At 70.5% G+C, this 24,777-nt stretch carries 24 protein-coding genes and 1 pseudogene; 14 read left to right on the forward strand and 11 right to left on the reverse strand.

Features of this window, described 5'->3' with window-relative positions; translation table 11 throughout:
* The first annotated feature begins 54 nt into the window (after nt 1–54).
* Complete coding sequence (locus tag SAM23877_RS35805; RefSeq protein ID WP_244902875.1) at nt 55–1,254, forward strand: PP2C family protein-serine/threonine phosphatase; 1,200 nt, start codon at nt 55–57, stop codon at nt 1,252–1,254.
* A 405-nt stretch (nt 1,255–1,659) separates the two neighbouring features.
* Here SAM23877_RS35805 and SAM23877_RS35810 read toward each other — a convergent pair whose 3' ends face one another.
* Nucleotides 1,660–3,783, reverse strand: coding sequence for a GAF domain-containing SpoIIE family protein phosphatase (locus tag SAM23877_RS35810; protein WP_244902874.1), 2,124 nt, complete (start codon nt 3,781–3,783; stop codon nt 1,660–1,662).
* Nucleotides 3,784–4,351: 568 nt separating this feature from the next.
* On the opposite strand from SAM23877_RS35810, the gene SAM23877_RS35815 reads away from it, so the two are divergent.
* From SAM23877_RS35815 to SAM23877_RS35845, 7 genes are all read left to right on the forward strand, one after another.
* On the forward strand, nt 4,352–5,035 hold the full coding sequence (locus SAM23877_RS35815) for an alpha/beta hydrolase (RefSeq protein WP_053125709.1): 684 nt from the start codon (nt 4,352–4,354) through the stop codon (nt 5,033–5,035).
* Nucleotides 5,036–5,074: 39 nt separating this feature from the next.
* Nucleotides 5,075–5,749, forward strand: a complete 675-nt coding sequence (locus SAM23877_RS35820) for a winged helix-turn-helix transcriptional regulator (protein WP_053125707.1) — start codon at nt 5,075–5,077, stop codon at nt 5,747–5,749.
* 558 nt (nt 5,750–6,307) lie between these two features.
* Nucleotides 6,308–6,901: an isochorismatase family protein gene (locus SAM23877_RS35825; RefSeq protein ID WP_053141979.1), complete on the forward strand. Its 594-nt coding sequence runs from the start codon at nt 6,308–6,310 to the stop codon at nt 6,899–6,901.
* A 258-nt stretch (nt 6,902–7,159) separates the two neighbouring features.
* Nucleotides 7,160–7,723 (forward strand): EF-hand domain-containing protein, encoded by a 564-nt coding sequence (locus SAM23877_RS35830; RefSeq protein WP_053125705.1) that lies wholly within the window; start codon nt 7,160–7,162, stop codon nt 7,721–7,723.
* A gap of 414 nt (nt 7,724–8,137) precedes the next feature.
* On the forward strand, nt 8,138–8,707 hold the full coding sequence (locus SAM23877_RS35835; protein ID WP_053125703.1) for a hypothetical protein: 570 nt from the start codon (nt 8,138–8,140) through the stop codon (nt 8,705–8,707).
* 312 nt (nt 8,708–9,019) lie between these two features.
* Nucleotides 9,020–9,223 (forward strand): cold-shock protein, encoded by a 204-nt coding sequence (locus SAM23877_RS35840; protein ID WP_053125699.1) that lies wholly within the window; start codon nt 9,020–9,022, stop codon nt 9,221–9,223.
* A gap of 522 nt (nt 9,224–9,745) precedes the next feature.
* Nucleotides 9,746–10,435, forward strand: coding sequence for a haloacid dehalogenase type II (locus tag SAM23877_RS35845; RefSeq protein ID WP_053125695.1), 690 nt, complete (start codon nt 9,746–9,748; stop codon nt 10,433–10,435).
* A gap of 34 nt (nt 10,436–10,469) precedes the next feature.
* On the opposite strand, the pseudogene SAM23877_RS40640 reads toward SAM23877_RS35845, so the two are convergent.
* Nucleotides 10,470–10,624, reverse strand: a pseudogene (locus tag SAM23877_RS40640) (IS5/IS1182 family transposase); the annotation flags it as partial.
* A 175-nt stretch (nt 10,625–10,799) separates the two neighbouring features.
* On the opposite strand from SAM23877_RS40640, the gene SAM23877_RS35850 reads away from it, so the two are divergent.
* The 3 genes from SAM23877_RS35850 (at nt 10,800) to SAM23877_RS35860 (ending at nt 13,866) form a co-directional block, all read left to right on the forward strand.
* Nucleotides 10,800–11,888 carry a pentapeptide repeat-containing protein gene (locus SAM23877_RS35850; protein WP_053125693.1) on the forward strand — a complete coding sequence of 363 codons (1,089 nt, stop codon included), beginning with the start codon at nt 10,800–10,802 and terminating at the stop codon, nt 11,886–11,888.
* Between the two features lie 350 nt (nt 11,889–12,238).
* On the forward strand, nt 12,239–13,042 hold the full coding sequence (locus tag SAM23877_RS35855) for a hypothetical protein (protein ID WP_159041952.1): 804 nt from the start codon (nt 12,239–12,241) through the stop codon (nt 13,040–13,042).
* 8 nt (nt 13,043–13,050) lie between these two features.
* Nucleotides 13,051–13,866, forward strand: a complete 816-nt coding sequence (locus SAM23877_RS35860; RefSeq protein ID WP_159041951.1) for a tetratricopeptide repeat protein — start codon at nt 13,051–13,053, stop codon at nt 13,864–13,866.
* A gap of 332 nt (nt 13,867–14,198) precedes the next feature.
* Here SAM23877_RS35860 and SAM23877_RS35865 read toward each other — a convergent pair whose 3' ends face one another.
* Nucleotides 14,199–14,561, reverse strand: coding sequence for a helix-turn-helix transcriptional regulator (locus tag SAM23877_RS35865; RefSeq protein ID WP_053141976.1), 363 nt, complete (start codon nt 14,559–14,561; stop codon nt 14,199–14,201).
* 105 nt (nt 14,562–14,666) lie between these two features.
* Between SAM23877_RS35865 and SAM23877_RS35870 the strand changes: the two genes are divergently transcribed.
* From SAM23877_RS35870 to SAM23877_RS35880, 3 genes are all read left to right on the forward strand, one after another.
* Nucleotides 14,667–15,050, forward strand: coding sequence for an STAS domain-containing protein (locus tag SAM23877_RS35870; protein WP_053125687.1), 384 nt, complete (start codon nt 14,667–14,669; stop codon nt 15,048–15,050).
* 148 nt (nt 15,051–15,198) lie between these two features.
* Nucleotides 15,199–15,441 (forward strand): DUF5133 domain-containing protein, encoded by a 243-nt coding sequence (locus SAM23877_RS35875; protein WP_053125685.1) that lies wholly within the window; start codon nt 15,199–15,201, stop codon nt 15,439–15,441.
* A 289-nt stretch (nt 15,442–15,730) separates the two neighbouring features.
* Complete coding sequence (locus SAM23877_RS35880) at nt 15,731–16,420, forward strand: GAF and ANTAR domain-containing protein (protein ID WP_053125682.1); 690 nt, start codon at nt 15,731–15,733, stop codon at nt 16,418–16,420.
* A 93-nt stretch (nt 16,421–16,513) separates the two neighbouring features.
* Here SAM23877_RS35880 and SAM23877_RS39895 read toward each other — a convergent pair whose 3' ends face one another.
* The 8 genes from SAM23877_RS39895 to SAM23877_RS35925 all read right to left on the reverse strand — a co-directional run bounded on the left by SAM23877_RS39895 (nt 16,514) and on the right by SAM23877_RS35925 (nt 24,608).
* Nucleotides 16,514–17,026, reverse strand: a complete 513-nt coding sequence (locus SAM23877_RS39895) for an ATP-binding protein (protein ID WP_063796808.1) — start codon at nt 17,024–17,026, stop codon at nt 16,514–16,516.
* A 626-nt stretch (nt 17,027–17,652) separates the two neighbouring features.
* Nucleotides 17,653–18,000, reverse strand: coding sequence for a hypothetical protein (locus SAM23877_RS35890; RefSeq protein WP_053125678.1), 348 nt, complete (start codon nt 17,998–18,000; stop codon nt 17,653–17,655).
* 743 nt (nt 18,001–18,743) lie between these two features.
* Nucleotides 18,744–19,022 carry a hypothetical protein gene (locus SAM23877_RS35900; protein WP_159041950.1) on the reverse strand — a complete coding sequence of 93 codons (279 nt, stop codon included), beginning with the start codon at nt 19,020–19,022 and terminating at the stop codon, nt 18,744–18,746.
* A 694-nt stretch (nt 19,023–19,716) separates the two neighbouring features.
* Nucleotides 19,717–20,649 (reverse strand): urease accessory protein UreD, encoded by a 933-nt coding sequence (locus SAM23877_RS35905; RefSeq protein WP_244902873.1) that lies wholly within the window; start codon nt 20,647–20,649, stop codon nt 19,717–19,719.
* The gene (ureG, locus tag SAM23877_RS35910; protein ID WP_053125672.1) at nt 20,646–21,344 is read right to left on the reverse strand and encodes an urease accessory protein UreG; all 699 of its coding nucleotides are present in this window, start codon (nt 21,342–21,344) and stop codon (nt 20,646–20,648) included. Before ureG ends, SAM23877_RS35905 begins: the two co-directional genes overlap by 4 nt.
* A 28-nt stretch (nt 21,345–21,372) precedes the next feature.
* Nucleotides 21,373–22,047, reverse strand: coding sequence for an urease accessory protein UreF (locus SAM23877_RS35915; RefSeq protein ID WP_053125670.1), 675 nt, complete (start codon nt 22,045–22,047; stop codon nt 21,373–21,375).
* Nucleotides 22,048–22,123: 76 nt separating this feature from the next.
* Nucleotides 22,124–23,962, reverse strand: coding sequence for an urease subunit alpha (locus SAM23877_RS35920; protein WP_053125668.1), 1,839 nt, complete (start codon nt 23,960–23,962; stop codon nt 22,124–22,126).
* A complete protein-coding gene (locus SAM23877_RS35925; RefSeq protein ID WP_063796763.1) occupies nt 23,946–24,608 on the reverse strand; it encodes an urease subunit gamma in 663 nt (220 codons plus the stop codon). Before SAM23877_RS35925 ends, SAM23877_RS35920 begins: the two co-directional genes overlap by 17 nt.
* Nucleotides 24,609–24,777 lie beyond the last annotated feature (169 nt).

Genomic DNA, 24,777 nt, shown 5'->3' on the forward strand with positions numbered 1-24,777 from the left:
CGCCGCAGCGTGCCGACGCGCAGTCGGCCGGTGCGGTGGCAGGAGGGAGCAGCTGTGAGTGCCGGGGCGCTGGGGCGGGCGCTGAGCCGACTGCTGGAGGACAGCCACACAGCGACGTTCGACCAGCTGCCCGCTCTGCTCGGGGCAGCCGCTCGCCGCGCGGGCGCCGGCGGGGCCCGGCTGTTCGTGGCGGACCTGCAGGAGGACGTGCTGCGGGAGGTCACCGGCGTCGGGCTGGACGCCGGCCACGGCGGGCAGGAGGCGCGCATCGAGGGCACGCTGCCCGGCCGTGCTTACCGCATGCTCCGGATCACCACCACACCCACGGGCAGTACATGCTGGTCACCGGTGCTCGACGGCGCCGAACGCCTGGGTGTCCTGCGCGTCGACCCGGCCCCCGGCACGACGACCGTTCCCGATCAGGACGTCGTGCGTGCGCTGGCCTCGATGGCCGGACTGTTGCTGGTCTCCAAGCGGAACAACAGCGACGCCCACGCCCGCCTCACCCGCACCCGGGAGATGAGCGTGCCGGCGGAGATGCAGTGGACGCTGATGCCGCCGCGCACCTTCGCCAACGACCGACTCACGGTGAGCGCGGTGATGGAGCCCGCCTACCAGGTGGCCGGCGACGCCTTCGACTACGCCATCGCCGACGACCACGCGCACCTGGCGGTCTTCGACGCCATGGGCCACGACACCGCCGCCGGCCTGACCGCCTCGCTGGCGATGGCCACCTGCCGCAGCCACCGCCGCTCGGGCAGTCCTCTGGCCGCCGTCAGCCACGCCATCGAAGAAACCCTGATGGAACAGTTCGGCCACAGCCGCTACGTCACCGGCATCCTCGCCGACCTCGACCTGGCTACCGGACAGCTGAGCTGGGTCAACCGCGGGCATCTGCTGCCGGTGGTCATCCGAGGCGGACGCTGGGTGACCACCCTGCACTGTTCACCGGCCGGTCCCATGGGCACCGGACTCGGCCTGCCGGCCCACGGGTGCACCGACCAGCTCGAGCCCGGAGACCGGCTGCTGCTGTTCACCGACGGCATCACCGAAGCCCGCGGCGCGCACGGTGAACTGTTCGGGGTGGAGCGCTTCACCGACTTCCTCATCCGCCACCACGCTGACGGCCTGCCTGTCGCGGAAACCCTGCGCCGCCTCATCCATGCTGTTCTCGACCACCACGACAGTCGCCTGGAGGACGACGCCACTGTCTTGTTCTGCGAATGGCACGGCAAGCCGCCGACCGCTCACTGACCCGCTCGACCGCCCGTCACGGCCCGGCGCCGGCCAGGGGCATGCGCTGCTGGCTGAGCAGCGTGCCGACCGTTGTTCGGGCGGCCGTAGGCGACATGGAGAACGTCACTCCCAGTCTGGAAGTTCGTGCGTTTGGTTCCGTCTTGTGGCCTGTGCCCCGTACCCGGCTCCGACCGCGTTATGGAAGCCGTCGGCAGGGCACGGGGAGGGCAGGTGGTGGCCGGTAGTCCCCCGGGGGTCGGCGTCCGCCAGGTGCCCGTGGTCCGGAACGTGTGCTGCGGCGCCGGCCTGCTCCCGTTGCCGGCTCAGCCGGTAGCGGGAGAGGGTCACACGAAGGATCCCCTCGACGTGCACGGTCCGTGTCGGCCATCCCCGCACGATGGGTTCGGCGGAGCGGACGATCGATCAGAGGCTGCGCAGCAGGAGCAGGGCGATGTCATCGGTGTACGTGTGCCGCGGCACGGCGTAGTGCACCACGTTGTCGGCGAGCTCGCTGATCGGCTGGTCGCCCGCGCTGGTGAGATGGCGGGCCAGGGCGGTGATGGAATCGGTGATGTCGGTGTCGGGCGTCTCCACGAGGCCGTCGGTGTAGAGGGCCAGCAGTGATCCGGCCGGCAGGGGTGAGCTGGTGACCGGATAGTGGGTGCCCGGGTTCGCGTCGATGCCGAGCAGCGGGCCGGGCTCCACTTCGAGGACGTGGGTCTGCGGTGCGGGCGCCGGTACGCGCAGCAGCGGGGGAGGGTGCCCCGCGCTGGCGAGGTGGAGGCGCCGGCCGGCGAGGTCGATGTGGACGTAGAGGCAGGACACGAACAGATCCGTCTCCAGATCCGCCAGGACCCGGTCGGTGCGGGCCAGGACCTCCCCGGGGCCTGCGCCGGCGGTGGCGTGGACGGCGGTGCGGACCTGCCCCATGAGGGCGGCGGCGTTGATGTTGTGCCCTTGTACGTCGCCGATGACGGCGGCGGCGGCGGTGTCACTGAGACGGATCAGGTCGTAGAAGTCACCGCCGATGTCCATGCCGTGGGCGGACGGCAGGTACCGGGCGGCGACGGCGAGACCGGGGACGCGCGGCAGGGTCGTCGGCAGAAGGGCCTGCTGCAGGCCGTGGGCCAGGTCGTGCTTGGCGTCGTAGAGCAGGGCGCGGTCCATGGCCTGGGCGATGAGACCGCCCAGTGAGACGAGCACCGCGCGGTCGCCGGCACTGAAAGGGTGCGGGTGGTCGTAGGACAGGATGCAGCAGCCGACGCGGCGGTCGGAGACCACGAGCGGGAGGAAGGCCCAGGCCTGCTTGTCGCTCACCGTGGAGGCCCTCGGGTAGGCGCGGGCCATCTCCTCGGGGTCGGCGAAGAAGGCTGGGACGCCGTTGCGGAGAACGGGGCCGGCGGGAGTGATGTCGGTGTCCAGCGGCAGGCCGTCGAGGCGGGCGATGGTGCGCGGGTCGTAGCCCCGGTGGCCTGTGATCTTCAGACGTCCGGCGTCGGCGGCGGAGACGACCAGTCCCTGGGCGCCGAACGCGGGCAGGATCTGGTCGGCCACGACGTTGATCACGTCGGTCACGGTGACGGTCTGGCTCAGCGCGGCCGACAGGTGGATCAGCTGGTGAATGCGCCCGGTGCCGCTCTTGGGAGTGGTGAGAGGGGAGCTGATACGGGGCGGTGCCGGTGCGTCCGCGGGGTGCCGGTCGTGGTTGGGGGAGACCAGGACGCTGATACCGCTCTCGTCCGGGTACAGCCGGAAGTCGAGCCACCTGTCGGGCGGGCGCAGTGCGGTGAAGGCGACGGGCTCGCGGCTGAAGACCGCTGCGCGGTAGTGCTCTTCGTGGACCGGGTCGTCGAGCCAGGGCACGGCCTGCCAGGGCAGGTTGCCCAGGAGCCGGTCGGGCCGGCGGCCCAGCAGCTGGGCTGCCGCGTCGTTGAGGTAGGTGACGCGTCCCTCGAGGTCGAGGCTGAGGGCGCCGACGGGAAGCCGCTGGACCAGGTCGACGGCGGCGAGCTGGGCCTGCGCCGGAGCGATGTCGGGCCGCCGCAGCGGTACGGTGCGCGGCTGGTCCGGAAGGGCCCACGAGGCGGGCGCCCGGTCCAGCACCTGGGTCAGGCGCCGTGCGCTGGACTGGATGTGCCCGCGTTCGCGCGGGGTCAGGGACGGCGGGTGGCTCTTGGACCACACCAGTGCCATCACGCCGTAGCGGCGGACGCCGTGCAGGGGAACGAAAGCCGCCGCGAACTGGTAGGGCATCCCGGCCGCGGCGTTCGGATACAGGCGGGCCATGTCCTCCTGGCGGCCCACCCAGACCAGGTGGTCCTCCCGCACCGCCTCCGACAGGGGTCCCGCGGCCGAGACCGCCACGCGCCGCCACGGCGCCACGGTGGTCATCGGCATGCCACAGACCGCGGCCAGCCCCAGTACCGGTTCCTGCGCCGCCAGCAGGTACACGCCACCCGCCAGTGCCCCCGTACGGCGCACGGTGGCGCCGAGCGCCTCGTCCAAGGAGGCTAGGTCGCCGCCGTCCTCGGAATTCCCATGAGTCACATATACGACAATATTCGGTTAACGGTCCAGAGGCTAAGAGCGTGCCGCGGCGGTAGGCGGGAACGCGGCGCACCCTCGCCGTACCGCGTGGAGGAGGACGCTCCTGCCGCCGGTGACCTGGGCCTGCGCCCGGCACGGCGTCTCTGGCCGTCGCCCCGGCGGTCATCTCGGGCAGCGCGGAACCCTGCAAGGCTAGCTTCTTGTTTTAGAAGTAGTCACTTCAAAATCAGAAACTCGCGGGCTAGGGTGACCTGGCAAGGGTGGCGAGCCGGCGCGTGAGGAGTCGGCCGCCGTCAGCGGCCGTGACCGGAGCCCGCCGAACGGGGCCGCAGGCAACGGCGGTGTGCTGCCCGCACTGCGCCCCCCGAGCCTGGGAGGCCGACAACCCCGGGGGAGGGGCGATGCCAGGGCCGAAGAGCGTCAACTTCCCGCCGACGCACGCCCCGACCGCTCGGCCACAGGCCGGGCGGCTCGGGTCCGACATGACCCGGGCCGAGGGCAACCCTCATGAGGCGCACCTGCCGAAGCGCGCCGGCCACGCTCTGCCACCGCTGCGCGAGGAGCACCGATGACCACGTACGTACTCGTCCACGGCGCCTGGCACCGACCCTGGGCCTGGGACCGGCTCGTGCCCCTGCTGCACGCCGCCGGAGCCCGCACGCTCACCCCGGACCTCGGCACGTCCGGCGACCACGGGCTCCACGACGACGCCGCAACGGTCGCCGCCGCCCTCGACACCGTCCCGGCGGGTGAGGAACTCGTCCTCGTCGGCCACAGTTACGCCGGTCTCGTCGTCCGGCAGGCAGCGGACCTGCGCCCCCACGCCGTCGACCACCTCGTCCTCGTGGACGGCTGGGCCGGACACGACGGAACGAGCATGCTCGAACTGGCCCCCGACGCCTTCGTCACCGCCGTACGCGAGGCGGCCCGGACATCCGGGGACGGGCGGTGGATCCCGGCCCCGCCCCCGGCGGCCTTCGGCATCGTCGACGCTGCCGACACGGCCTGGCTCGCCGAGCGCCTCGTCCCTCAGGCGCTGCGCACGTTCACCGAGGCCACACGGCTGAGCGACGCCGTCGACCACATCCCCGGCACGGCCGTCCACTACCGGCCCGCGGCCTACCCGTTCGACCGCTTCGGCGCCGCTCTCGGCTACCGGACCCTCGCGCTCGACGGCCCGCACGACGTGATGCTGACCGACCCGGAACCACTCGCCCGGCTGCTCCTGGAGACACCCCCGGACCCCCGGTGACGCTTCAAGAACAGGAAGAGCGAAGTCTAGAGTGAGGGAGTGGAGCAGCGAACGTACCGACAGTACTGCGCGACCGCGCGCACCCTCGACCTCGTGGGCGAGCGCTGGACCCTGCTGCTCATCCGCGAACTGCTCACCGGCCCCAAACGGTACGGCGACCTCCAAGCCGGCCTGCGCGGACTGGGCACCGGACTGCTCGCGGCCCGGCTCAAACACCTGGAACGCGAGGGTCTCGCGCACAAGGTGCTTCTGCCGCCGCCCGCCCGCACCCCCGCGTACGCGCTCACCGAAGCGGGCGAGGAACTCGGGCCCGCCGTCCTGGCACTGGCCCGGTGGGGCCTGAAGTGGGCCATGGACGAGCGCCGCACGGACGAGACCTTCCACGCCAGCTGGGCCGTGCTCGGCCTGCGGGCGTGCTTCGACCCCGATGCCGCCGCAGGACTGCGCGCGGTCTACGAGTTCCACGTCGACGACGAGATCTTCCACGCCCGCGTCGACGACGGCATCGTCGAGACGGTCCACGGGCCCACCCGGCACCCGGACGCGACGATCACCACCACGAAGGAGGTGCTCGCCGAGGTGACGGCCGGCAGGCTGACCCTCTCCCACGCGACCGAGACCGGTGCCGCGACGGCGGCCGGCGATGACGAGGCCCTGCGCAGGCTGCCGGGCATCTTCCGCCTGCCGGCCCCGCGTTCCCGCGAGACCAAGTGACCCGCGCGCGCCTTCGTACGAACACGTCAGCGCACCGTGGGTGCCGGACAGTCCTGTCCCACGCGGCTTCGTGCGCTCGCCGTGGCCGCCCGGCTCGCACACCTCCTGCGGCCTGCGGTGCAGCGTGGCCCACCCCCCTGGCCTGCGCCCGCTCGGTGAACCGGTGGTGAGCCGTCGCTTCCGGCGGCGGTCTGAACGAAGCGGTGGGCAGGTGCTGCCACCTGCAGTCCGATGGCGACACGTCCACGATCGCGGGCCGCACCTCACAGCCACCGTGCCGACGCCGGCCACCGCCCTGTGGCCGAGTCGGTGCCTCCGGTACCAGCCGCCGGCACAGTTCCCGCAACGCGTGCGTCACTAGGCGCTCAACGACCCCCAGCACAAGCCACAGCTCACTCAGCCAGATGAGATGACGTGTCATAGAGGTCGGGCACGAAGCGTTTCTGCGGTGAACAATCGTGGTCCGTGCGGGTGAGCGCGACCGCTTTTGTCTGTCGGTGAGCGTGTGGGGCCGGTAGAACGCGGGGGGTTGTTCCGTCGCGTTGAAGGGGGCTCATGATGAGCCGAGGGTTGATCGTCGTGGATGTGCAGAACGACTTCTGTGAGGGAGGCAGTGTCCCGGTCACGGGCGGGGCGCGGATCGCGACCGCTGTCGCCGCTCTGGTCGAGCGCAGTGCGGGGACCGACTACCAGTACATCGTGGCCACCCGGGACCACCACATCGACCCAGGCAGCCACTTCTCCGAGAACCCGGACTTCAAGGACAGCTTCCCCGTCCACTGCGTGGTCGGGGGCGAAGGCGGCGAGTTCCACCCGAACTTCGCTCCCGCTGCCACCGGCGGCAAGGTGGACGCCGTCTTCTTCAAGGGGGCTCACAGCGCCTCCAAGAGCGGTTTCGAAGGCTTCGATGAACACGGGACACCCCTGGCGGAGTGGCTGCGCTCGCGGGGAGTCGAAGACGTCGACGTGGTGGGCATCGCCACCGACCACTGCGTCCGCGCCACCGCGTTGGATGCTGTCAAGGACGGGTTCCGCGCCCGCGTGCTCCTGGACTACTCGGTCGGCGTCGCCCCGGACACCACCGCGTCGACCCTGGAGGACTTCCGCCGGGCAGGCGTGGCCGTCTCCGGTGAGACACCCGTCCCGCAGTAACCACTCCTTCGTCCGTCGAGGGGACGGGCACCGGACCAGACGGGATCCCGCACTTCCCTGGAGGCTGCGGGAACCCACGGCACCGCGCCCGCGACCAGGGACCGCCGGCAGGCTCCCTTCGGCTTCCATGACCGCCCGCGCTCGTCCGACGGATGAGCGCCCGGCCGCAGCCGGCTGTCCGACCCGGCGCGCCCCCTACGGGTAGCCCCGCTCGTCAGCGGCGTTTCAGGCGCTGCTGCGGCAGGCAGGGTGTCAGTCATGGACATCTCGCCGTTCCTGCAGCGCAAACTCGCCCGCCGCTTCGCCACCTTCGACACCAACCATGACGGCTACATCGACCGCGGCGACTTCGAGTCGGCCTGCGACCGCCTCGCCGCTGCCTTCCAGCTCGCGCCCGAAGCCCCCGCACTCAAGCACATGCGGGAGTTGAGCGACGGCCTGTGGCAGCACTTGTCACAGGCCGCGGACACCGACGCAGACGGACGCATCGGCCTCGCCGAGTACCAGGCGGCGTTCGCCGCCGGACTGCTGGTCACTCCCGCCTCCTTCGACGCCGGTTACATGCCGTTCCTCGACGCGCTGATGGACATCGCGGACCAGGACGGCGACGGATACCTGACCCGGGACGAGCAGGTCCGCTGGTCCGGCGCCCTGATGGGGCTGCCTGAAGCGGACGCCCGCGAGGTCTTCGGCCGCCTCGACCGGGACACCGACGGCCTGATCAGCCGCGACGACATGCTCCAGGCCATCCGTGACTTCTACTTCAACGAGGAGCCCACCTCCGCCGGCGTGTGGCTGCTCGGACCACTGGACCCCGCCTAGAGAGCGAACGCCCGGACAGGGCGAGAGCAGGACCCAGAGCAGCCCCCGCACCCTCTGACCCCCGTGACAGCGCAGGGACGCCACGCGGTGTGCCGGGGGCCCCGCTCCACGGGCCCTGGCCCGTCACCGGACGCGCCGGATACGCAGGCGGACCCAGGTCCACAGGCGCTGCATCTCCAGACGGCTACCGCGAGAGCGGCCCAGACCGCCTCGGGACGGACGATGCCGCGGCTCCGTGCGCCCCCTGGCGGCCTTGAACCGCGCTCGCGCCTCCAGTGCCCCCCTCACGGGCGGTTTGGCACCCGGACAGATCAAGGCCTGCCGCAGGACTGTGACACTCGGATGGCTGCGGGGGGACGACCCGGCCACCGGGGCGGGAGCCGTCCGCATGCCCTCCGTCGACCAGGGAGAAGAATGGCGAACGAGCTGAAGTACGGCGACCAGGTCCACCTGCAGAACGGCTACAGCAACTGGGCGGGCGGATACCTGGACACCAACGGCCACAGCAGCGACAGCGGGGCGAAGTACGCGGTGTCGACGGCGGACTCGCCCAGGCGGGGAGAGGGTACGGGGACCTGGCAGATCCTCTCCGCCGAGGGCAAGGCCGCTGGTGCCAACGTGGTCAGCGGGGACCTGGTCTACCTGCGGAACCTCTACGGCGGTGACGGCGGCTACCTCGACACCAACGGGCACGCGACCGCCGACCAGAAGAACAGCGGCGGCAAGTACAACGTCTCGACGTCCAAGGACCAGGACCGCGCCCCCGGTACCGGCCGCTGGCGCCTTTTCGCCCAGGCGTCCAGCCCCGGTGACCAGCATGTCCGCTCCGGCGACGTGATCCACCTGTGGAACACCTACGGCGACAACGGCGGCTTCCTGGAGACGAACGGAGGCGGACCCGCCGGCGGCAAGTACGACGTGTGCACCAACGCCTACTACAACCGGGCCCAGAACGTCGGCGACTGGAAACTCCACCGCGCGTAAGCCGCGCCGAACCCGCCCCGGGCTTTGAGGGCCGGGGCGGGTTCGCGGCCTTCGGCCGGCAGGCACCACCGCACGGACGGCCTGCCCCAGGACGACCCGGGGGCACGGGCGCACGCCGGGGAGCCGCACCAAGGCGGCGGCCTCCCCCCCCCGGGCACAGCCGGCGCCGTCGACTCCCATTCGGCGGGTCACCCCGCATAACGGAGTACCGGTGTCAGCATTTCCGCCTGTTTTACCCAGATGCCGCATGGAAAGGATGTGGCTGCGGCCGGGAACGGACCACGTTCCCGCTCTACGGCACAAGGGGCAGGCATGGCGCAGGGCACTGTGAAGTGGTTCAACGGAGAGAAGGGATTCGGCTTCATCTCCCCAGATGAGGGCGGCCCTGACGTCTTCGTGCACTTCAGCGCGATCCAGGGATCTGGTTTCCGGAACCTGGAGGAGAACCAGCGGGTCGAGTTCGAGATCACCCAGGGACAGCGAGGCCCCCAGGCCGACAAAGTCCGCGGCCTCTGATCTGGCCGCCCACCAGCCGGCTACGTGCCGCGACGCCGCCCCGTCGCACAACCCGCCCCTGTCAGCGACCTGATCATGCAGTACCTCACCGACCCTGAGTCCGCGCCCACCGTCGAGGGAGTACTGGCGAGCCTGCGGAAGCTGGCCAGCTACCTGCCTGAAGAGTGAACAGCCGAACTGGTCACCCAGCGGATGCGAGCGGCTGTCCGTGGTTCACCCACGGGACCATCCGGTCATGCTGCTGCGCCGACGGGCGAGCGCGCTACGCGCGCCGGCAGCAGACGGTTGTCCGTTCCGGCGGATCGTGGAAGGAGCCACACCCCGTCTCTGAGCCACCGCGCTCGCTACGGAGGCTACTCGGAAATAGTGCACCGGCCGTGCCTCCTGTTTGGCGGGCGCGGTCGGTGGCGACGTTGATGCGGTTGCCGCACAGCCCGTGAGGTTCGGGAATCAGGGTGGCTTCCCGCTGCGTTCGGCCAACAGCCGCTCTCCCGCCCCTGCTTTATCCAGGAGACCTCCCGCATGCCACAGCTAGAGATCGATGTGATCGTGTTCGACGTGCTCGGCACGCTCGTCGACGAACCCGCCGGTATCCGCGCCGGCATTCGTGAACTCGACCCATCGCTCAACGATTCCAGGGTCGAACAGCTTCTGTCGCTGTGGCAACAGCACATCGACCGCGAGCAACGTTGCGTCCTCGACGGCGTCCGGCCCTACCTGCCCAGCGACGTCCTCGACCTGGAAGCAGCCCGGCTCGTCGCCGATGTCGCCGAAGTCGACGACCCGGCCGCCGTATCGGCGCTGGCCCTGTCAGGTCGCAGGCTCCCGCCGTGGCCCGACACCGTGGCAGGGCTCGCCCGACTTGCCGAACGGTTCCCGCTCATCGGACTCTCCAACGCGAGCCGGTCGGCGCTGCTGGGACTCAACGCCCACGCCGGACTGCGCTGGCACCAGGCCCTGTCCGCCGAAGAGGCCCAGACCTACAAGCCGGACCCAGCGGTCTACCAACTGGCCGTCACCGTTTCCGGACGCCCGCCGGATCGGCTCTTGATGGTCGCCGCCCATGCCTGGGACCTGCGGGGAGCACAGAACCTTGGTCTGCGCACCGCCTACGTCGCCCGCCCCGTCGGCGACCCGCCCACCTCCTCGGACGAGTTCGACCTGCACGCCGGCGATCTGGCCGGCCTGGCCGTCCAACTCGACGATGTCTAGGGCGCATCCGGTGGGGTCACCGGCGGAGCCGGAGTCAGATTGAGGTGACGGTGCCGTGGGAGATGTAGGCGCGCTTGTCGAACCCGGTGGGTCGGCCGCCACTGCTGCCACGGCGTCTGCGGCTGGCGCACTCGTTGCGGGAATGGTGTGCTTGATCTGGCGTCGGCACGGATAGCGGCGGTTGCGGCGGTCACGGGGTGTCAGCGCCGCTCGACGAGCCGCGCCACCCACAGTCCAACTCGTACATCTTGATCGCCTATGGGGTGGCGCCTAGGGTTCCGTGTTCATGGAGACGGGGGAACCGGGCCGTGGTCGCAGACCGTGGCGCGACCGGCAGGCTGGACATCGTGCCATCGCGGCCCTGATGGCGGGGACGGCGGTGCTGGCCGTCCTGGGGGCCGTGCTCGTCGTCCTGCCGGGTGTCGTGGTCGACCACGATCTCGCCGGGGCGAGCGTCGCCGCCCAGGACCGGCTCAAAGCGGTGAACGACGTCCGTACGACTCTGCTGCAGGCCGTGGGCGGCATGGTCCTGCTGTTCGGCGCATACGCCACCTGGAGGCAACTGCGCGTCAGCCAGGAAGGCCTGCGCGCCACCCAGGAGGGCTACGTCACCGACCGGTTCAGCACGGCCGTCGATCAGCTCGGCAGCGACAAGCTGGAAACACGCATCGGCGGGCTCCACGCGCTGTGGCGGATCGCCGAGCATTCCGCCCGCGACCGCGAGGCCGTCATCTCCATCCAGGCCGCGTACCTGCGTACCCACCTGCCCTGGCCGCCCGCCGGACCGCAGGCACCGGCGGCGGACGTACCCATCAACGACGTCGTGCCGCTGGAGATCCGCGCCGCCGACGCCCAGGTGGCGCTGACCGGCCTCGGCGTGCTGTTGCTGCAACCCCGGGAACAGTCCTGGATCAACCTCAGCGTCACGGACCTGCGCAGGGCCGACTGCGACGGGCTGTGGCTGCACGAGGTCAACCTCGACCGGTCCTGTATGGAGGCGGCGGGCCTGTACCACGCCAACCTGACGCAGGCCTCTCTCGTCTCGGTCAACCTGCGGCACGCCGACCTCAAGACCGCGATCCTGCGCCGGGCCCGCTGCGTTCTGGCCGACCTGCGGGGCGCACGACTGGTCGAAACCGACCTGCGCGAAGCGGACTTCACCGAGGCAGACCTGCGCGAGGCGAATCTGCGCAAGGCTGACGCGGGCGGCGCGGTCTTCCGCCGCGCCGACCTGCGCCTGGCCGACCTGCGCGGCGCCGACCTGAAAACGGCCGACCTCCTCCAGGCACGTCTGACCGGCGCGGTGGCCAGCGAGAACACACGCTGGCCGGCCGGTTTCGACCAGGCGACCGCCGGCGTCATCCTCACCGAGGACCCTGGCCCGGAACCACCGCCACTGCTCCAGCCCACAGGGATAACGACACAGCACCCGCCTCTGCGGTCTATGCCGTGACCCACGAGCCCGGGCGAAGACCACGGCGTGCCCGAGAACCTGGCCGCGAAGACTGCGCCCTGCCCTCGCCACAAACCCCCGGGCGGTGCCGAGCTCAAAGACGCCGCTCTTCGGCGAAGACCGGCGTGCCCCGCCCTGAGCGACGAATGCTGTCGGCTCCCACGTGCAGAGATGGCTCAGGACGGAGACGATGATCCGCTGTGCGTGTTCCTGAACCGCGGCCGTCATCGAGCGGGTTCCCGATTTTCCCGGGGCGGAGGTCACTCGTGTCCGCAACCGTTCCCGTGGATGTGCGCCTTCGGAGCAGGGAAGGAAACCGACGGGCTTTCGGAGAAGGGGAGGGTGCGGTCTTGAGCCAGATGGACATGCTCCTGGTCGCGCTGGCGTCGGCCTGCGCGGCGTTTCCCGTGCTCGGAGTGCTGTGGTGGATCCGGGACCGGGCCGACCGGGCGGCGGCAGCGGGGCTGGGCACGGTGGACATCGACCCGTACCACGCGGTGGCCACGGCCCGTAGACCGTCCCGCGTGGACAGGGCCGCAGCCGCCGAACTGCTACGCGCCGGCCTGATCAGGATCCGCGACGACGGGATGATGGAGGTCACCGACAGGGCACAGGAGTCTGCCGCGGCACCCGGGCATCCGATGCCGGCCGCCCTGCTGGCCACACTGCGACGGCAGGGCGAACCGTTTCCGCTGAGCCGTCTGTACTGGGAATCCGGTTACACGCGGCAGCGTGACGCCTTCCTGCGGGCCGAGGATCTCAAGGTGCCGCGCTGGTCGCTGCGCACAAGGGACTCCATCGCAGGCGCTGCCTTCGCCACGCTGATTCTGTTCACCCTCTGGATCTCCGTCCAGGTGGTCTTCCTGCGGCAGGAGTACTGGACCAGCGGCGTCGGGCCGATCGTGGTCGGCGCGTGGTGCTGTCTGGTGCTGTGGGCCTTGATGGCGGTGCCACTGGTCTGGCTTGCGGAACGCTGCTGGCCGAGGCGTCGTGACCGGTTCGCGGCGTACTGCCGCCGTCTTCCGGCGCACCCGGCCGAGCGGGCCCTCAGCACGGAGGAGCGTGACCTGCTGGACCGCAGCTGGACCTGGCGCAGCGCGTACGAGCGGGCCAAGGACGAGGAGTCGTGGGTGGACCACGGAGGCGGGTTCTGATGACGGAGATGAGCGAGAGCCAAAGCGACCGGGACACTGGTGAGGAGCAGCGCAGGCCGCGGCGCACTGTCCGCACCTGGCGGGTCAGACGCCGTTTCCGGCACAGGGAGCGGCGTGAGGCCCGTCCCTGGCCGGACGTGCACGAGGACATCGCTTACCTCACCCGGGAGTTGGGCCGCTGGCACCCCCACACCCTCACCGCCCACTCGAGGGTCTTCTCCTGGCTCCTCCACGAAGGACGGCACCCCGAGATCCTGCGGCTGGCCGAGGCGGAAGCAGCCGAACGGACCGCGGAGTTCGGGGCCGACGACCCCGGCACTCTGGGGTGCCGATCGGCACTCGCCTGGCGCCGCCGCAGGGTCGGTGACCTGGACGGCGCCGTCGCCGAGGCACGGGCGGTAGCGGACGACTCCGCCAGGGTGCTGGGCCCCGACCACGCCGACACCCACCGCCGGCGGGCGTACCTGGCCCGGTTCCTTGCCGAGAACGGCGAAGCGGCCGAGGGGGTACGCCTGCTGCGAGTCCTGTATGCCGAGTCCCAGGCCTTCGGCTGGCAGCGCAAGGACGAGACGCGGTCCATACGCACGGCCCTGGTCACGGCGCTGGAGCTGAACGGCGACCTCCAGGAGGCCCTGGACCTCCTGGAAGAGGAGCTCGAAGCCGAGCGGGGGACGATCTACGGCATCGACGAGAACCTCGGCGACTACGAGATGAAGCGTCTGCAGGAGTGGCGCACCCGGCTGGTCGCCGAGGTGGCCCTGCAGGACTGGAACCGGCGCAGGAAGCACGAGCAGAGCAAGGACACCCCCGGGCGACAGCCGTAGACCGGGGAACCGCAGGGAAAGTCCGCGTGGAAGCCGACTTGTCGATACGGACGTTCGCGGCGGAGATCACGAAGAAGCCCACGTCAAGATCGACAAGAACAGAGACACGTCCTCTGCTGTCGCCTCCCTCCGGCCTGGCCCTGCCCCCGCCGCCGACCGAAGACCCTGTTCGTGTGAAGAGCGCGGCCGCGCCCTTCACGCAGTGGCCGTCGACCATCGCCCCGGCAACAGCCCGCGCACGGCTCACCACCCGCCCGGCGGCGCCCAAAAGGGCTGGGGGTGACCGCGAGAGTCGAGGCCCGTGTGCCGCGGCCGGCGCCTTGAGTCTCTCGCTATCGCGTGCCGCCGGTACCGGTCAGGTGGGATGCGTGGCGGCCGGGCTCGCGCGTGCGGTCGCTTTCGTCCTGCACGAGCAGGGAGAGCAGTGCGGCCACCGGCAGGCCCGCTTCCGCGGGGTGGCGCAGGACCTTGTCGGGCTGGATGCGGTAGGTGTTGGTGCGGCCGTCGCGGGTGTGGGAGAGGTAACCGTCCTGCTCGAGGTCGGAGATGATCCGCTGGACGGCGCGTTCGGTGAGCCGGCAGTGGGCGGCGATGTCGCGGATCCGGATGTTCGGATTGTCGGCGATGGCCGCCAGCACACGCGCGTGATTGGTGACGAACGTCCATCCGCTGTGAGAGCCAGGCACTTCAACCATGCACAGCATTCTAAGGACAGTCTTTGCGCGACACCCGATACATGACATACTTTTCGCGCAACAGACGACATGATCCGTTCGGGACAGCCAGAGGAGGGGCCCGAGGTGCCTGTGAACGAAGCGGTAGCAAGGCGGCCGAGGAGCGCCGACGGGAGCCGGCTGCAGGGGACGGACGAGGCCACGGTGGTGCAGTACGAACGCTGCGGCGCCTGGGTGGTCGGCGCGCGAGGCCCCTATGACATGTCTACGGTCACGCCGCTGGCGGACGCGCTGGACACCGCGGCCAAGGAACACCCGAAGGTGGTCCTGGACGCCTCCGGCATCACCTTCGCGGACTCCGCGCTGCTGAACCTGCTGATCCTCACCCACCAGGCAGCCGACTTCCGCGTGGCCGCCCCCGCGCAGCAACTGAAAAGGCTGCTGCAGCTCACCGCGGCCGACACCGTCCTGAAGATAAGGGAGACGGTGGACGAGGCAGCTGCCTGCTAGAACGCCCCGCACCCACCACAGCGCGGCTCTCTCGCCCGGCTGACACCAGCCGGGCACAAAAACGCCCTCACACACAGACAAGGAACCGCCCCCGGCGCCCTCGCCGAGGCGAAGCACCCGACATTTTGCTCGAGGGAGAGATGTCACCATGATCCTTCCAGCGGAGAAGGAGCTGCGGGCCGCTCTGGCCCGGTTCGCCCAGACGCGCATCGACCACGAGGTGTGTCCCACCGGCTTCACCAGCAGGGCACTCGAAGACGCCACCTACACGCTGTGCGTGATGACCGGATCCCGCACCGCCGAACAGGCCCTGCTCACGGCGGACACCCTGCTGGAGCAGTACACCCACCGCACCGGCGACTCGCGTGAGGACGAAGCTCTCGCCGCCTGAACGCAGAGCGGCGCGAGCCCCCCGCAGCCGGCTCCCACCAGAGGTGACCCGCTGCTGAGACGTGCCGGTCGCCTCACGCGCGGAGGCCCTGCCGGCTGCCCCACCGCCTCCCGTGCCACTGCCTCCCCGTCCTACTGCCTCTCCGTCTCGCTGCCTGGCGAGTGACGGTGTGGAGGGCGCGCACCGCCCTATCGCCCCGGCTCAGGCTGCGCATTCGACGGTGGACGTGCCCTGGAACGTTAGGGTGAGCGGAGGGCTCAACGGGCACGCCGAGGCGGGTGGTGGCGCAATGCAGTGGCAGAGGTTCGCTGAGCAGATGGCTGTCCTGGCGCGGGATCTGCTGGAGAAGAAGTCGGTCCAGGAGACGCTGGACGCGATCTCGGTGGCAGCGGTGGATCTGGTCGAGGGCTGCGACGCGGCCGGGATCCTGGCGGTGCGCAAGGGCAGGGCGATCACGCTGTCCTCGTGCGGAGAGATGGTCGAAGCCTCCGACCGTATCCAGGGCGAGCTCGGTGAAGGACCGTGCTACGACCTCGCCCGCCGCGAAAGCGGTGAGCGCACCTACCGCATCACCGACATGACCCAGCCCCAGCCTGGCTGCCCCGCCTACGCGGACGCGGCCCGCGAGCTCGGCATCGGCAGCATGACCGGCATCCTCCTCTACACCGACAAGGAAGACTTCGGCGCCCTCAACCTCTACGCCCGCCGTCCCGGCACCTTCACCCAAGACATCGAGACCGCCGGCTGGATGCTCGCCTCCCACGCCGCCGTCGCCCTGGCCAGCGCCCGCACCATCGACCAGCTCGAACACGCCATGGAAACCCGCCACGCCATCGGCGAAGCCATGGGCATCCTCATGGAACGCCACCGCATGAGCGAAGACGACGCCTTCAACGTGCTGCGCCGCCTCTCCCAGCACCACAACATCAAACTCCGCGAGGTGGCGCACAAGCTCCGCTCCGAGCACGACCGCCCCTGACCAGCATCGACGCTGGTCAGGGGCGGTCGTGCCCTGCGGATGCCCTGTCCGCGACGTACGCCCGGTGTGGGCGAAGCCGCGGCCGTACGGCTTCTACCCCAGAGTGCCGTCGGGCGCTCCGTGGATGTAGTACTGACCGGGAGTGTCGGGGGAACGGGCCTGGTGGAGGGGAACGTCGGCGGTGATCTGTTTTCCTTCACCGGCGTGCTCGACGATCAAGCGGCTGCTGAGGGCTGTGACGATCTCCAGGCCGTGTCCGCCGACGCGATGGGGGTCGGCCGGTCGGGGCTGGGGCATGGCGGGGGAGGCGTCCGACACGGAGATCCTCACGATCCGGCCGTCTTCGGCCGCCTGGACCTCCAGGCGGCCGGGGCCGGGCGCGTGCCGTGCGGCGTTGGCGATCAGCTCGCTGACCACGAGGCGGACGTCGTCGGCGGCGCGGGAGGACACGGTGATCCGGTGGGTGCGGTGCAGGGCGGACAGCAGTGCGTCGGCTTCGGCCCGTGCCCGGGCGGCCGGAGGCGGGGGACCGCTCCAGGCCAGGTGCCGACGCAGAGTGTGGTCCGGTCCCTGCCCGTCCGCCTGCTTCATAAGCGGTTGAGACATGGAGATCGTCACTCTCAGTCGTAAGAGTCTGTGCTTTTTCAGGTCCCGTCTCTCGCGGGCTGAGCACCGTCTACCCACTCCGCCCGGCGTTATGGAAGCCGTCGCCCGGGCACGGGGGTGGCAGGCGGTGACCGGCAGTCCCCCCGGGGGGCCGGTGGCCGCCAGGTGCCTGTGGTCCTGAACGTGTGCCGCGGGCGCCGGCCTGCTCCCGTTGCCGGCCCTCGGCCGGTAACGGGGGACGGTCACACCCGGCCCCGGCGACGGGCACACCTCCGTGCCGGGCATCGCGCACGAGCAGCGCCCAGCGCCATGCCCGGTTCGCGCCGAGCATCCAGACCACCGACCCGCCTGCCGTGGTGGAGTGCCGCGTCCGGCGACCCCGAACTCCTGGCGTTCGATCATGCACGCCCCGACACGAACACACCGACCGGCAGCGAAAGTGCCAACCATTCCCGACACCTCAGGCCGAAGCTGACGCTGCCAGCCGGTCCCGCGCCCGGTCAGGCCAGCACAGACCGCGCTCTCAAAGACGTCCACCCCGGCGGACGCCAGGTGTGCCGTGCCGCAGGCGCACCCTGCCCGGCGACCGCCTCCTACGGCAGCCGCTGCCTGCCGCCGCTCCCCGGCTACAGACGCAGCATGCGCTCCGTGATCTCCCGGTACTGCCGCAGCGCGTGCCGGAACTCCTCCGCCTGCTCCTCGGAGTCCTGGTCCTGCCACTCCGCCCGCAGGACACGTCGACGTTCAGCGAGCGCCTTCGCGAGTTCCGCGGTGGCCTCGTCGAAGGCGCTCTCGGCCGCTTCCAGCGCCTCCCGCGGGGTGTCGGCGAAGTCGAGGAGGGCCTGCCGCAGGCGCTGGGAAACCTTTTCCCGCTCGTCGGCGGGCAGCAGCGGCTCCGGCCCCCGGGCCGGGCGTGCGGTCGATCCGACACCCTTGCCCGGAGGCTGCTGGGCACGTGCCTGGTCATACATCATTCGTGGGCCACATCCCTGTCGCGTCGCGTCGGCCGGGTGCCACCTGGACCCTCACCCGGAACAAGCCGACCCGCAGGGCCCGACCCGAAACGAGCGGGCCCTTGACACCCCTGGCCCGTCTGGCCGGCCTCCACCGTCCCGCCAGTCAACGCCCGGCAACCTTCCCTGTCAACGAACCCCGGGACGGAGAGTTGCGCTCCCGCCGAGGCCGACCGGCTACCGCCTCCTGCCGGCGCGGCCGCGGAGCGCGAGGTAGCGCGATCAACCCTCGTGGCGCGCCGACGCACGAGACGGCAGACGAGGTCGACGAGCGGCCATCTCGCCCCTGTCCGGCAGTACCTGCCCGATCTGGCGGAACACCTGCTCCCGCTCCGCGAACGGCAGGACGAGACGGTCGATGGACGACCGGCATAGTGGCGGGCGCCCCATCGTCACGCGCCTTACGATCACGGACTGCGCAACGCTGGTGAACCATTCCGCCCCCTGCAGCTCCGTGCCCGACCACTGCATCCCGTCCCGTGAGGGGGCCTCTCGGCACTCTGGAGGAACGGTGCGCGCACCGCGCGGACAGCCCCCAGCCGGGCCGACTGGCCGAAACGGTCCGTCGCGAGGCGAACACGCCACCCGGCTCGAGCAGCGCGGCCACGCGCGACCACCAGTCCTGGGTTCATCCAGTGCAGCACCGCTGCCACGTAGAACCAGCCCTGCACGGCGGCACAGATCGGCACACCGCCCCAACCGGCCTACGGGACATACAGGTCCCACACCTGGTGGCCCGGGCCGCCGCTTCGCCACACGCACACGAAGTCCGTCCACCTGCCCTCGGCGATACCCTCGTCCCCGGTGCCCTGACAGATCCACGGGCTGGTGAAGGTCTGCACGTAACCCCATCCGGGAGGGCCGCCGTCCAGGGCTTCGGCCCGGGCGTCATGCGCCGATGCCGAGGCGACAGTGGCGTGCGCCGGCACCGAGACAGCAACGGTCCCCGCCACGGCGGTTCCGACCAGCACGGCGCTGGTCACCAGTAGTTTCTTCGCCCTCACAGCAGTCTCCGATGTCGTTGGTTGACCAGCCCGTATCAGGTTGGCCTTCGCACTTTGGAGACTAGAAGGGAGACCTAAGCCGCTCTCCTGCATTCGAGGAGAATCGAAGCGAGTGCTGTTCCCGAGCCTGGTGCAGGCCGGACAACCGCAGGATGACACCGACGCAATGGCCGCCCCCGTGCGGCCACTGCTTCGGGCCTACGCGGCGGTTCCGTGTCCGGCCTCTCGTGGATCCCCCATCGGCCGCGTCATCCCCTCCTCTGCGGCTGCACGCCGGCCCCGTTCGGTCTCGTCCAGTTCCCAGTGGTGCTGGCACTCTTCGCACCGGACGCCGTCGACCAGCTCCTCGGTTTCCCCGTTCGGGCAGTCGCTCCCGTCCCCACGACCTGCGCACGCCTGCTCTGTTGTATCCGCCATGCAGTCGACCGTGACCCGCATCGGGCCTTGGCCGGGAGAGAGCCTGCGGGGGCGCACGGGCGCGCTGCTCGGCAGATCACCTCAAGCTGCACCACCGCCTCACCCGAGACCGTCAGATGGAGGACTGGATGTCTGCCAACCGACGGGAGAAGGTCCCGCGTTCCGACGCAGCTGCGGGGCGAGAGAGGCTCGGCATCGCGGCCGCGGGCGGGGGCGTGGTGACACTTCGCCTCATTTTCGATCGATTTGCGCACTTTTATGGCGATGTTGGCTCTACCCGAGACAGCTCGCCTTCGGATTCCGGTCTTGGCGGCTCGTAGGCGTAGGCGAGGGCGGCGTCCAGAAGATGGCGCAGTTGGGCGGGGGTCGGGGCGACGGCGGTGGCGATGAGGGCCTGGGGATCGGCCAGGGGAGTCAGTACCGCGTGTCCCTCGGCTGGGTCGTTGCCGATGACGTGTGGTTCCCAGGGAGTGCGCAGGGTGGGGTCGACCAGGAGGAGTTGTCCGGTGGCGCGGTGGGGTCCGAGGACGGCGGGGCCGTCCCATGCCGGTGCCGGGTCGCCGAAGGCGGTGTACTGGTCGAAAAGTGGCCGTCCCCCGCGGCGGACGGTCAGGCGGGTGGTGAGGTGGCCCGGCGCCTCGCCGGAGCGGCCCAGGAGCTGTTCTTCTCGCATGAGCAGGTGGGCGGTGGCAGCGAGGTCGACGGTGAACGTCTGGTGCAGGGTGCTGCCCCGGGTGCTGATCAAGGGCTCGGGGAGCCAGTGCAGGGTCGCGTGGTCGCCCACCCTGACCCGCACGTCGTAGGTGGCCGGTGCGGTGGTGGGGCCGCGCAGGGCGATGGTGGCAGCTGCGCTGGTCACCTCCAGCCGGGCGCCTGTTTCGGCGGTGATGTCCAGGGCGAGCCGGTCTCCGCCGAGCGGCGCGCTCATCGCACCGAGCACGCAGACACGTGCCTGTTCTCCACGGGCCCGTAGCCGGCGCAGGTGAAAGGGGCCGTCGCTGTGCAGGAGCGGGACCATGGTGGTGCGGCCGTTGTGGGTGGCCTGGATCCGGGCGGCGGCGACGACGCCGGACGGGTGCACCGGGGCGGATTCGGCAGAGCGCCGGCCGGGTGGCCCGCTGTCGGCTTTGAGAGTTCCGCCGGCCGGCGTCGGGATCACGGCCGGCGTCTGCGCGGTGGTGTGGCTCACCGGGTGGATCCGTTGGCGTGCCAGGCGGTGAGACAGCCGGTGACCCAGTCGGCGACCGGCTGGACGCCGTCAGGTGCGGTGAGGCTGGTGAAGGCGTAGGGGAGGCCCTTGCGTTGCTTGCGAGTGTCGGCCCTCATGGTGTCCAGGTCGACGCCGACGTAGGGGGCCAGGTCGGTCTTGTTGACGACGAGGAGGTCGGCGGTGGTGATGCCGGGGCCGCCCTTGCGGGGGATGTCGTCACCGCTGGCCACGTCGATGACGAAGACCTGGGTGTCGACCAGTCCACGGGAGAAAGTCGCGGTCAGGTTGTCCCCGCCGGACTCGATGAGGATCAGGTCGAGCGGGTGCAGGGTCTGTTCGAGGTGCTCGACGGCTTCGAGGTTGGCGGAGATGTCGTCGCGGATGGCGGTGTGCGGGCAGGCTCCGGTCTCCACGGCGGTGATGCGCTCCGGTGGCAGGACGGCCTCGCGGCGCAAGAACGCGGCGTCTTCCTGGGTGTAGATGTCGTTGGTGACCACGGCAATGGAGAGCCGGTCGCGCAGGGCGCGGCACAGGGCGGCCACGGTCGCGGTCTTGCCCGAGCCGACAGGACCGCCAAGACCGATGCGCAGCGCGCGTCGGCTGCCGTCGGCGAGCAGCGGTTCGGCGCTGTGGGTGTGACGGTGCGGCATGGTCACGGGGTGGTCGAGATGCACAGGTGCTCCAGGAAACGGTCAGGGCTGGTCAGGAAGCGAAGAGCCGGACGGTCCAGGCGGCGTGCTGCTCACCGGTGATGTCCAGCAGGGGGGCTGACGCGGCGGGCAGGGCGGCGACCCCCTGCGCCGCAGCCTGCACCGCCGCGTCGGCCGCGGCGTCGGCGACGGTGTCGAGTTCGCCGGCGAGCCGCGCCAGGACGCCGGTCGCGTCGAACGGGTCCAGGCTCAGCAGCCGCACGGCCGCGGTCGCCGGACCGCCGACGCTTTCGTAGACGGCGGCCTGGGCGGCGTCGAGCGGGGTGAGACCGGCGGCGCGGGCGGTGACGCCGAGCACGACCGGCTGGTGGGCGCCCTGGGGCCGGTGTCGGGCGAGGTGGTCGAGGTCGGCGCTGGGCCAGGTGGCCCGGGCCGCGCGCATCAGCTGCCGGCCCAGACGGCGTGCGATACGGCGCAGCGCCGGGACGGGGGTGCGGATGTCGGCGGCTTCGTCCAGGGCGAGGGCGTCGTAGCCGTCGGCGGCGGCCGCGGCGAGAGCGGCCGCGACCAGTCCGGCGGTGTGCAGCCGCCCCCGGCAGAACGACTCCAGGCTCGCGGTGTCGTGAACCCGGCCGGACGCGACGGCGGCCTCCATCCCGCCGGAGTGGGCGTGCCCGCCGGCGGGAAAACGGCCGTCGGCCAGGACGAGCAGAGCAGTTCGGCTCATGGGGTGACGGGACCACCTTTCGCACGAAGAAGCCGAGCCGACCGCGCGCGGGCGCGCCACGACCCGGCCGCGAGGGTCAGAACAGGAAGTACCGCTGCGCCAAGGGCAGCTCGGTGGCGTAGTTTCGTCCCACTTCCTGCCCGTCGACCGTGGTGCGGACGTCGGAGGTGGTGGCCCCGCCGATGGTGACGTCGAAAGTGTCGGGATCGATGTCGATCTTCGGGACACCGTTGTTGTGGACCATGTCGGCCTTGGTGATCTCCCGGGTGGAGCGGATCGCGCGCAGGGGCTTGAGCAGCCCGATCTCGACGAGTTCACCGTCCAGGGCGGCCTCGGCCACGAAGTTGAGGGAATTCGCCGCCGGGGCGCGGCCCTCAAAGCCCCACACGGGCCGTGGGAGGTAGGGCTGCGGGGTGGGGATGGAGGCGTTGGCGTCGCCGATCTGGGCGTAGGAGATCTGACCACCCTTGATGACCATGTGCGGCTTGACGCCGAAGAACTTCGGCTCCCACAGCACCAGGTCGGCGAGTTTGCCTGTCTCGACGGAGCCGACCTCGTGGTCGATGCCGTGGGTGATGGCCGGGTTGATCGTGTACTTGGCGACGTAACGGCGGGCACGGAAGTTGTCCGCGTGCGCGTCGTCCTCGCGCAGGTGGCCGTAGCGGGACTTCATGACGTGCGCCGTCTGCCAGGTCCGCATGATCATCTCACCGATGCGGCCCATGGCCTGGGCGTCCGAGGACATCATCGAGATGGCGCCCATGTCGTGCAGCAGGTCCTCGGCAGCCATGGTGGAGGGCCGGATCCGGGAGTCGGCGAACGCCATGTCCGCCTCGACCTCCGGATTGAGGTGATGGCACACGATCATCATGTCGACGTGCTCCTTGACGGTGTTGACCGTGAAGGGCCGAGTCGGGTTCGTCGACGCGGGCAGCACATTGGGCTTGCCGGCAAGGCTGATCATGTCGGGGGCGTGGCCGCCGCCGGCGCCCTCGATGTGGAAGATGTGCAGGCTACGGTACTTCGCCTTCTTGGCCCGGCGGTCCTTCTTGGTCGCGGCGTAGGTGCTCTGCACGAAACCGGCCTCGTTCAGCGAGTCGGCGTGCAGCGCGACCTGGACACCAGTCTCCTCACACACGCTCAGCGCGGCGTCGATCACCGCCGGAGTGGCACCCCAGTCCTCGTGGATCTTGAAGCCGAGGGCGCCGGCCGCGACCTGGTCGTGCAGCGCCTTCCTCGAGACGGTGCTGCCCTTGGCGAGCAGACCGATGTTCACCGGAAAGGCGTCCAGCGCCTCGAAGGTCCGCTGGATGTGCCACTTGCCGGGCGTCACAGTGGTGGCCGTGCTGCCCTCGGCCGGGCCGGTACCACCGCCGATCAGCGTCGTCACCCCCGACGCGACCGCCTCGTGAATCTGCTCCGGACACAGAAAATGCACGTGGGTGTCGACGCCGCCCGCGGTCAGAATGCGGCCCTTGCCGGAGATCACTTCCGTCTCCGGGCCCACGACGAAGGCCGACGCCCGCGGGTCGTCGTTGTCGGGCGGCGTCATGGTTTCCGGGTTGTACGCCTTGCCGATGGCACGGATGCGGCCGTCGCGCAGTCCGACGTCGGCCTTGACCACTCCCCAGTGGTCCAAAATCAGCGCACCGGTGATCACGGTGTCCACCGGCTCGCGGGGGTCGTCGCGGGGGATGTGCGACTGGCCCATCGACTCACGGATCACCTTGCCGCCGCCGAAGACCATCTCGTCGCCGCTGCGCCCCGGGCCACCGCACCAGTCGGCGTCGATGCGCAGCACGAGATTGGTGTCGGCGAGCCGGACCCGGTCGCCCGCGGTCGGGCCGTACAGGTCGGCGTAGCGGGAACGCAGCAATGGGTCCCAGGGCTTGTCCTTCTCAGTCCTGTCCGGCATCGAGGTGCTTCTCCTCTTCGCTCTTGTCGGCCTGGAGCCCGTGGACGATCCGCTCACCGGCGATCGGCACCAGCATCACGGTGCGCTTGTCACCGGGCTCGAACCGCTCGGAGGTACCGGACGGGATGTTCAGCCGCATTCCGTGGGCCGCCTCGCGCCGGAACTTGAGCCCCTCGTTGGCCTCGGCGAAGTGGAAGTGGGACCCCACCTGGACCGGACGGTCCTTGGGATTGCGCACCACCAGCGGCACCGCCGTCGCACCCTCGTTGAAAACCACCCGGTGCTCGTCCTCGTCCGGCAGCAACTCGTGCTTGCCCGGATGCACGTCCACCTCGGCAGACGCCTCATCGAACGGATCGCTGATGGTCACCAGCTTCGTCCCGTCCGGGAACGTCGCCTCGACCTGGACGTTGTCGACCATCTCCGGCACGCCGTCCATGACCTCGCTGCGCTGCAGCACATGGCGCCCGGACTCCATCACCGAATCGACCGTCGCCCCGGCCCGCGCCTCCTCGTAGACGTGCGCCGTCAACAGCGCCATGACCTCGGGATAGTTCAACAGCAGACCGCGCTCACGCCGCCGCTGGGCGACGTCAGCCGCCACGTGGACCAACAGACGCTCCTGCTCATGTGGAGTCAGATGCACGCCGATCCCCCTCTCCTGTTCGTCGCTACACCCACGCGGCAAGCACCACGAAGCGCAAGGAAGATGCCGCCCGCGGTACCTGCCGCAGACCGATCCTGGGAGAGAGGAGAACCCATGGGCCCGGAAACGCACAGGTCAGCCCTGATGGAGTGAACCGGGGGCACAGGGT

It is taken from the genome of Streptomyces ambofaciens ATCC 23877, from assembly GCF_001267885.1.
Classification (GTDB): domain Bacteria; phylum Actinomycetota; class Actinomycetes; order Streptomycetales; family Streptomycetaceae; genus Streptomyces; species Streptomyces ambofaciens.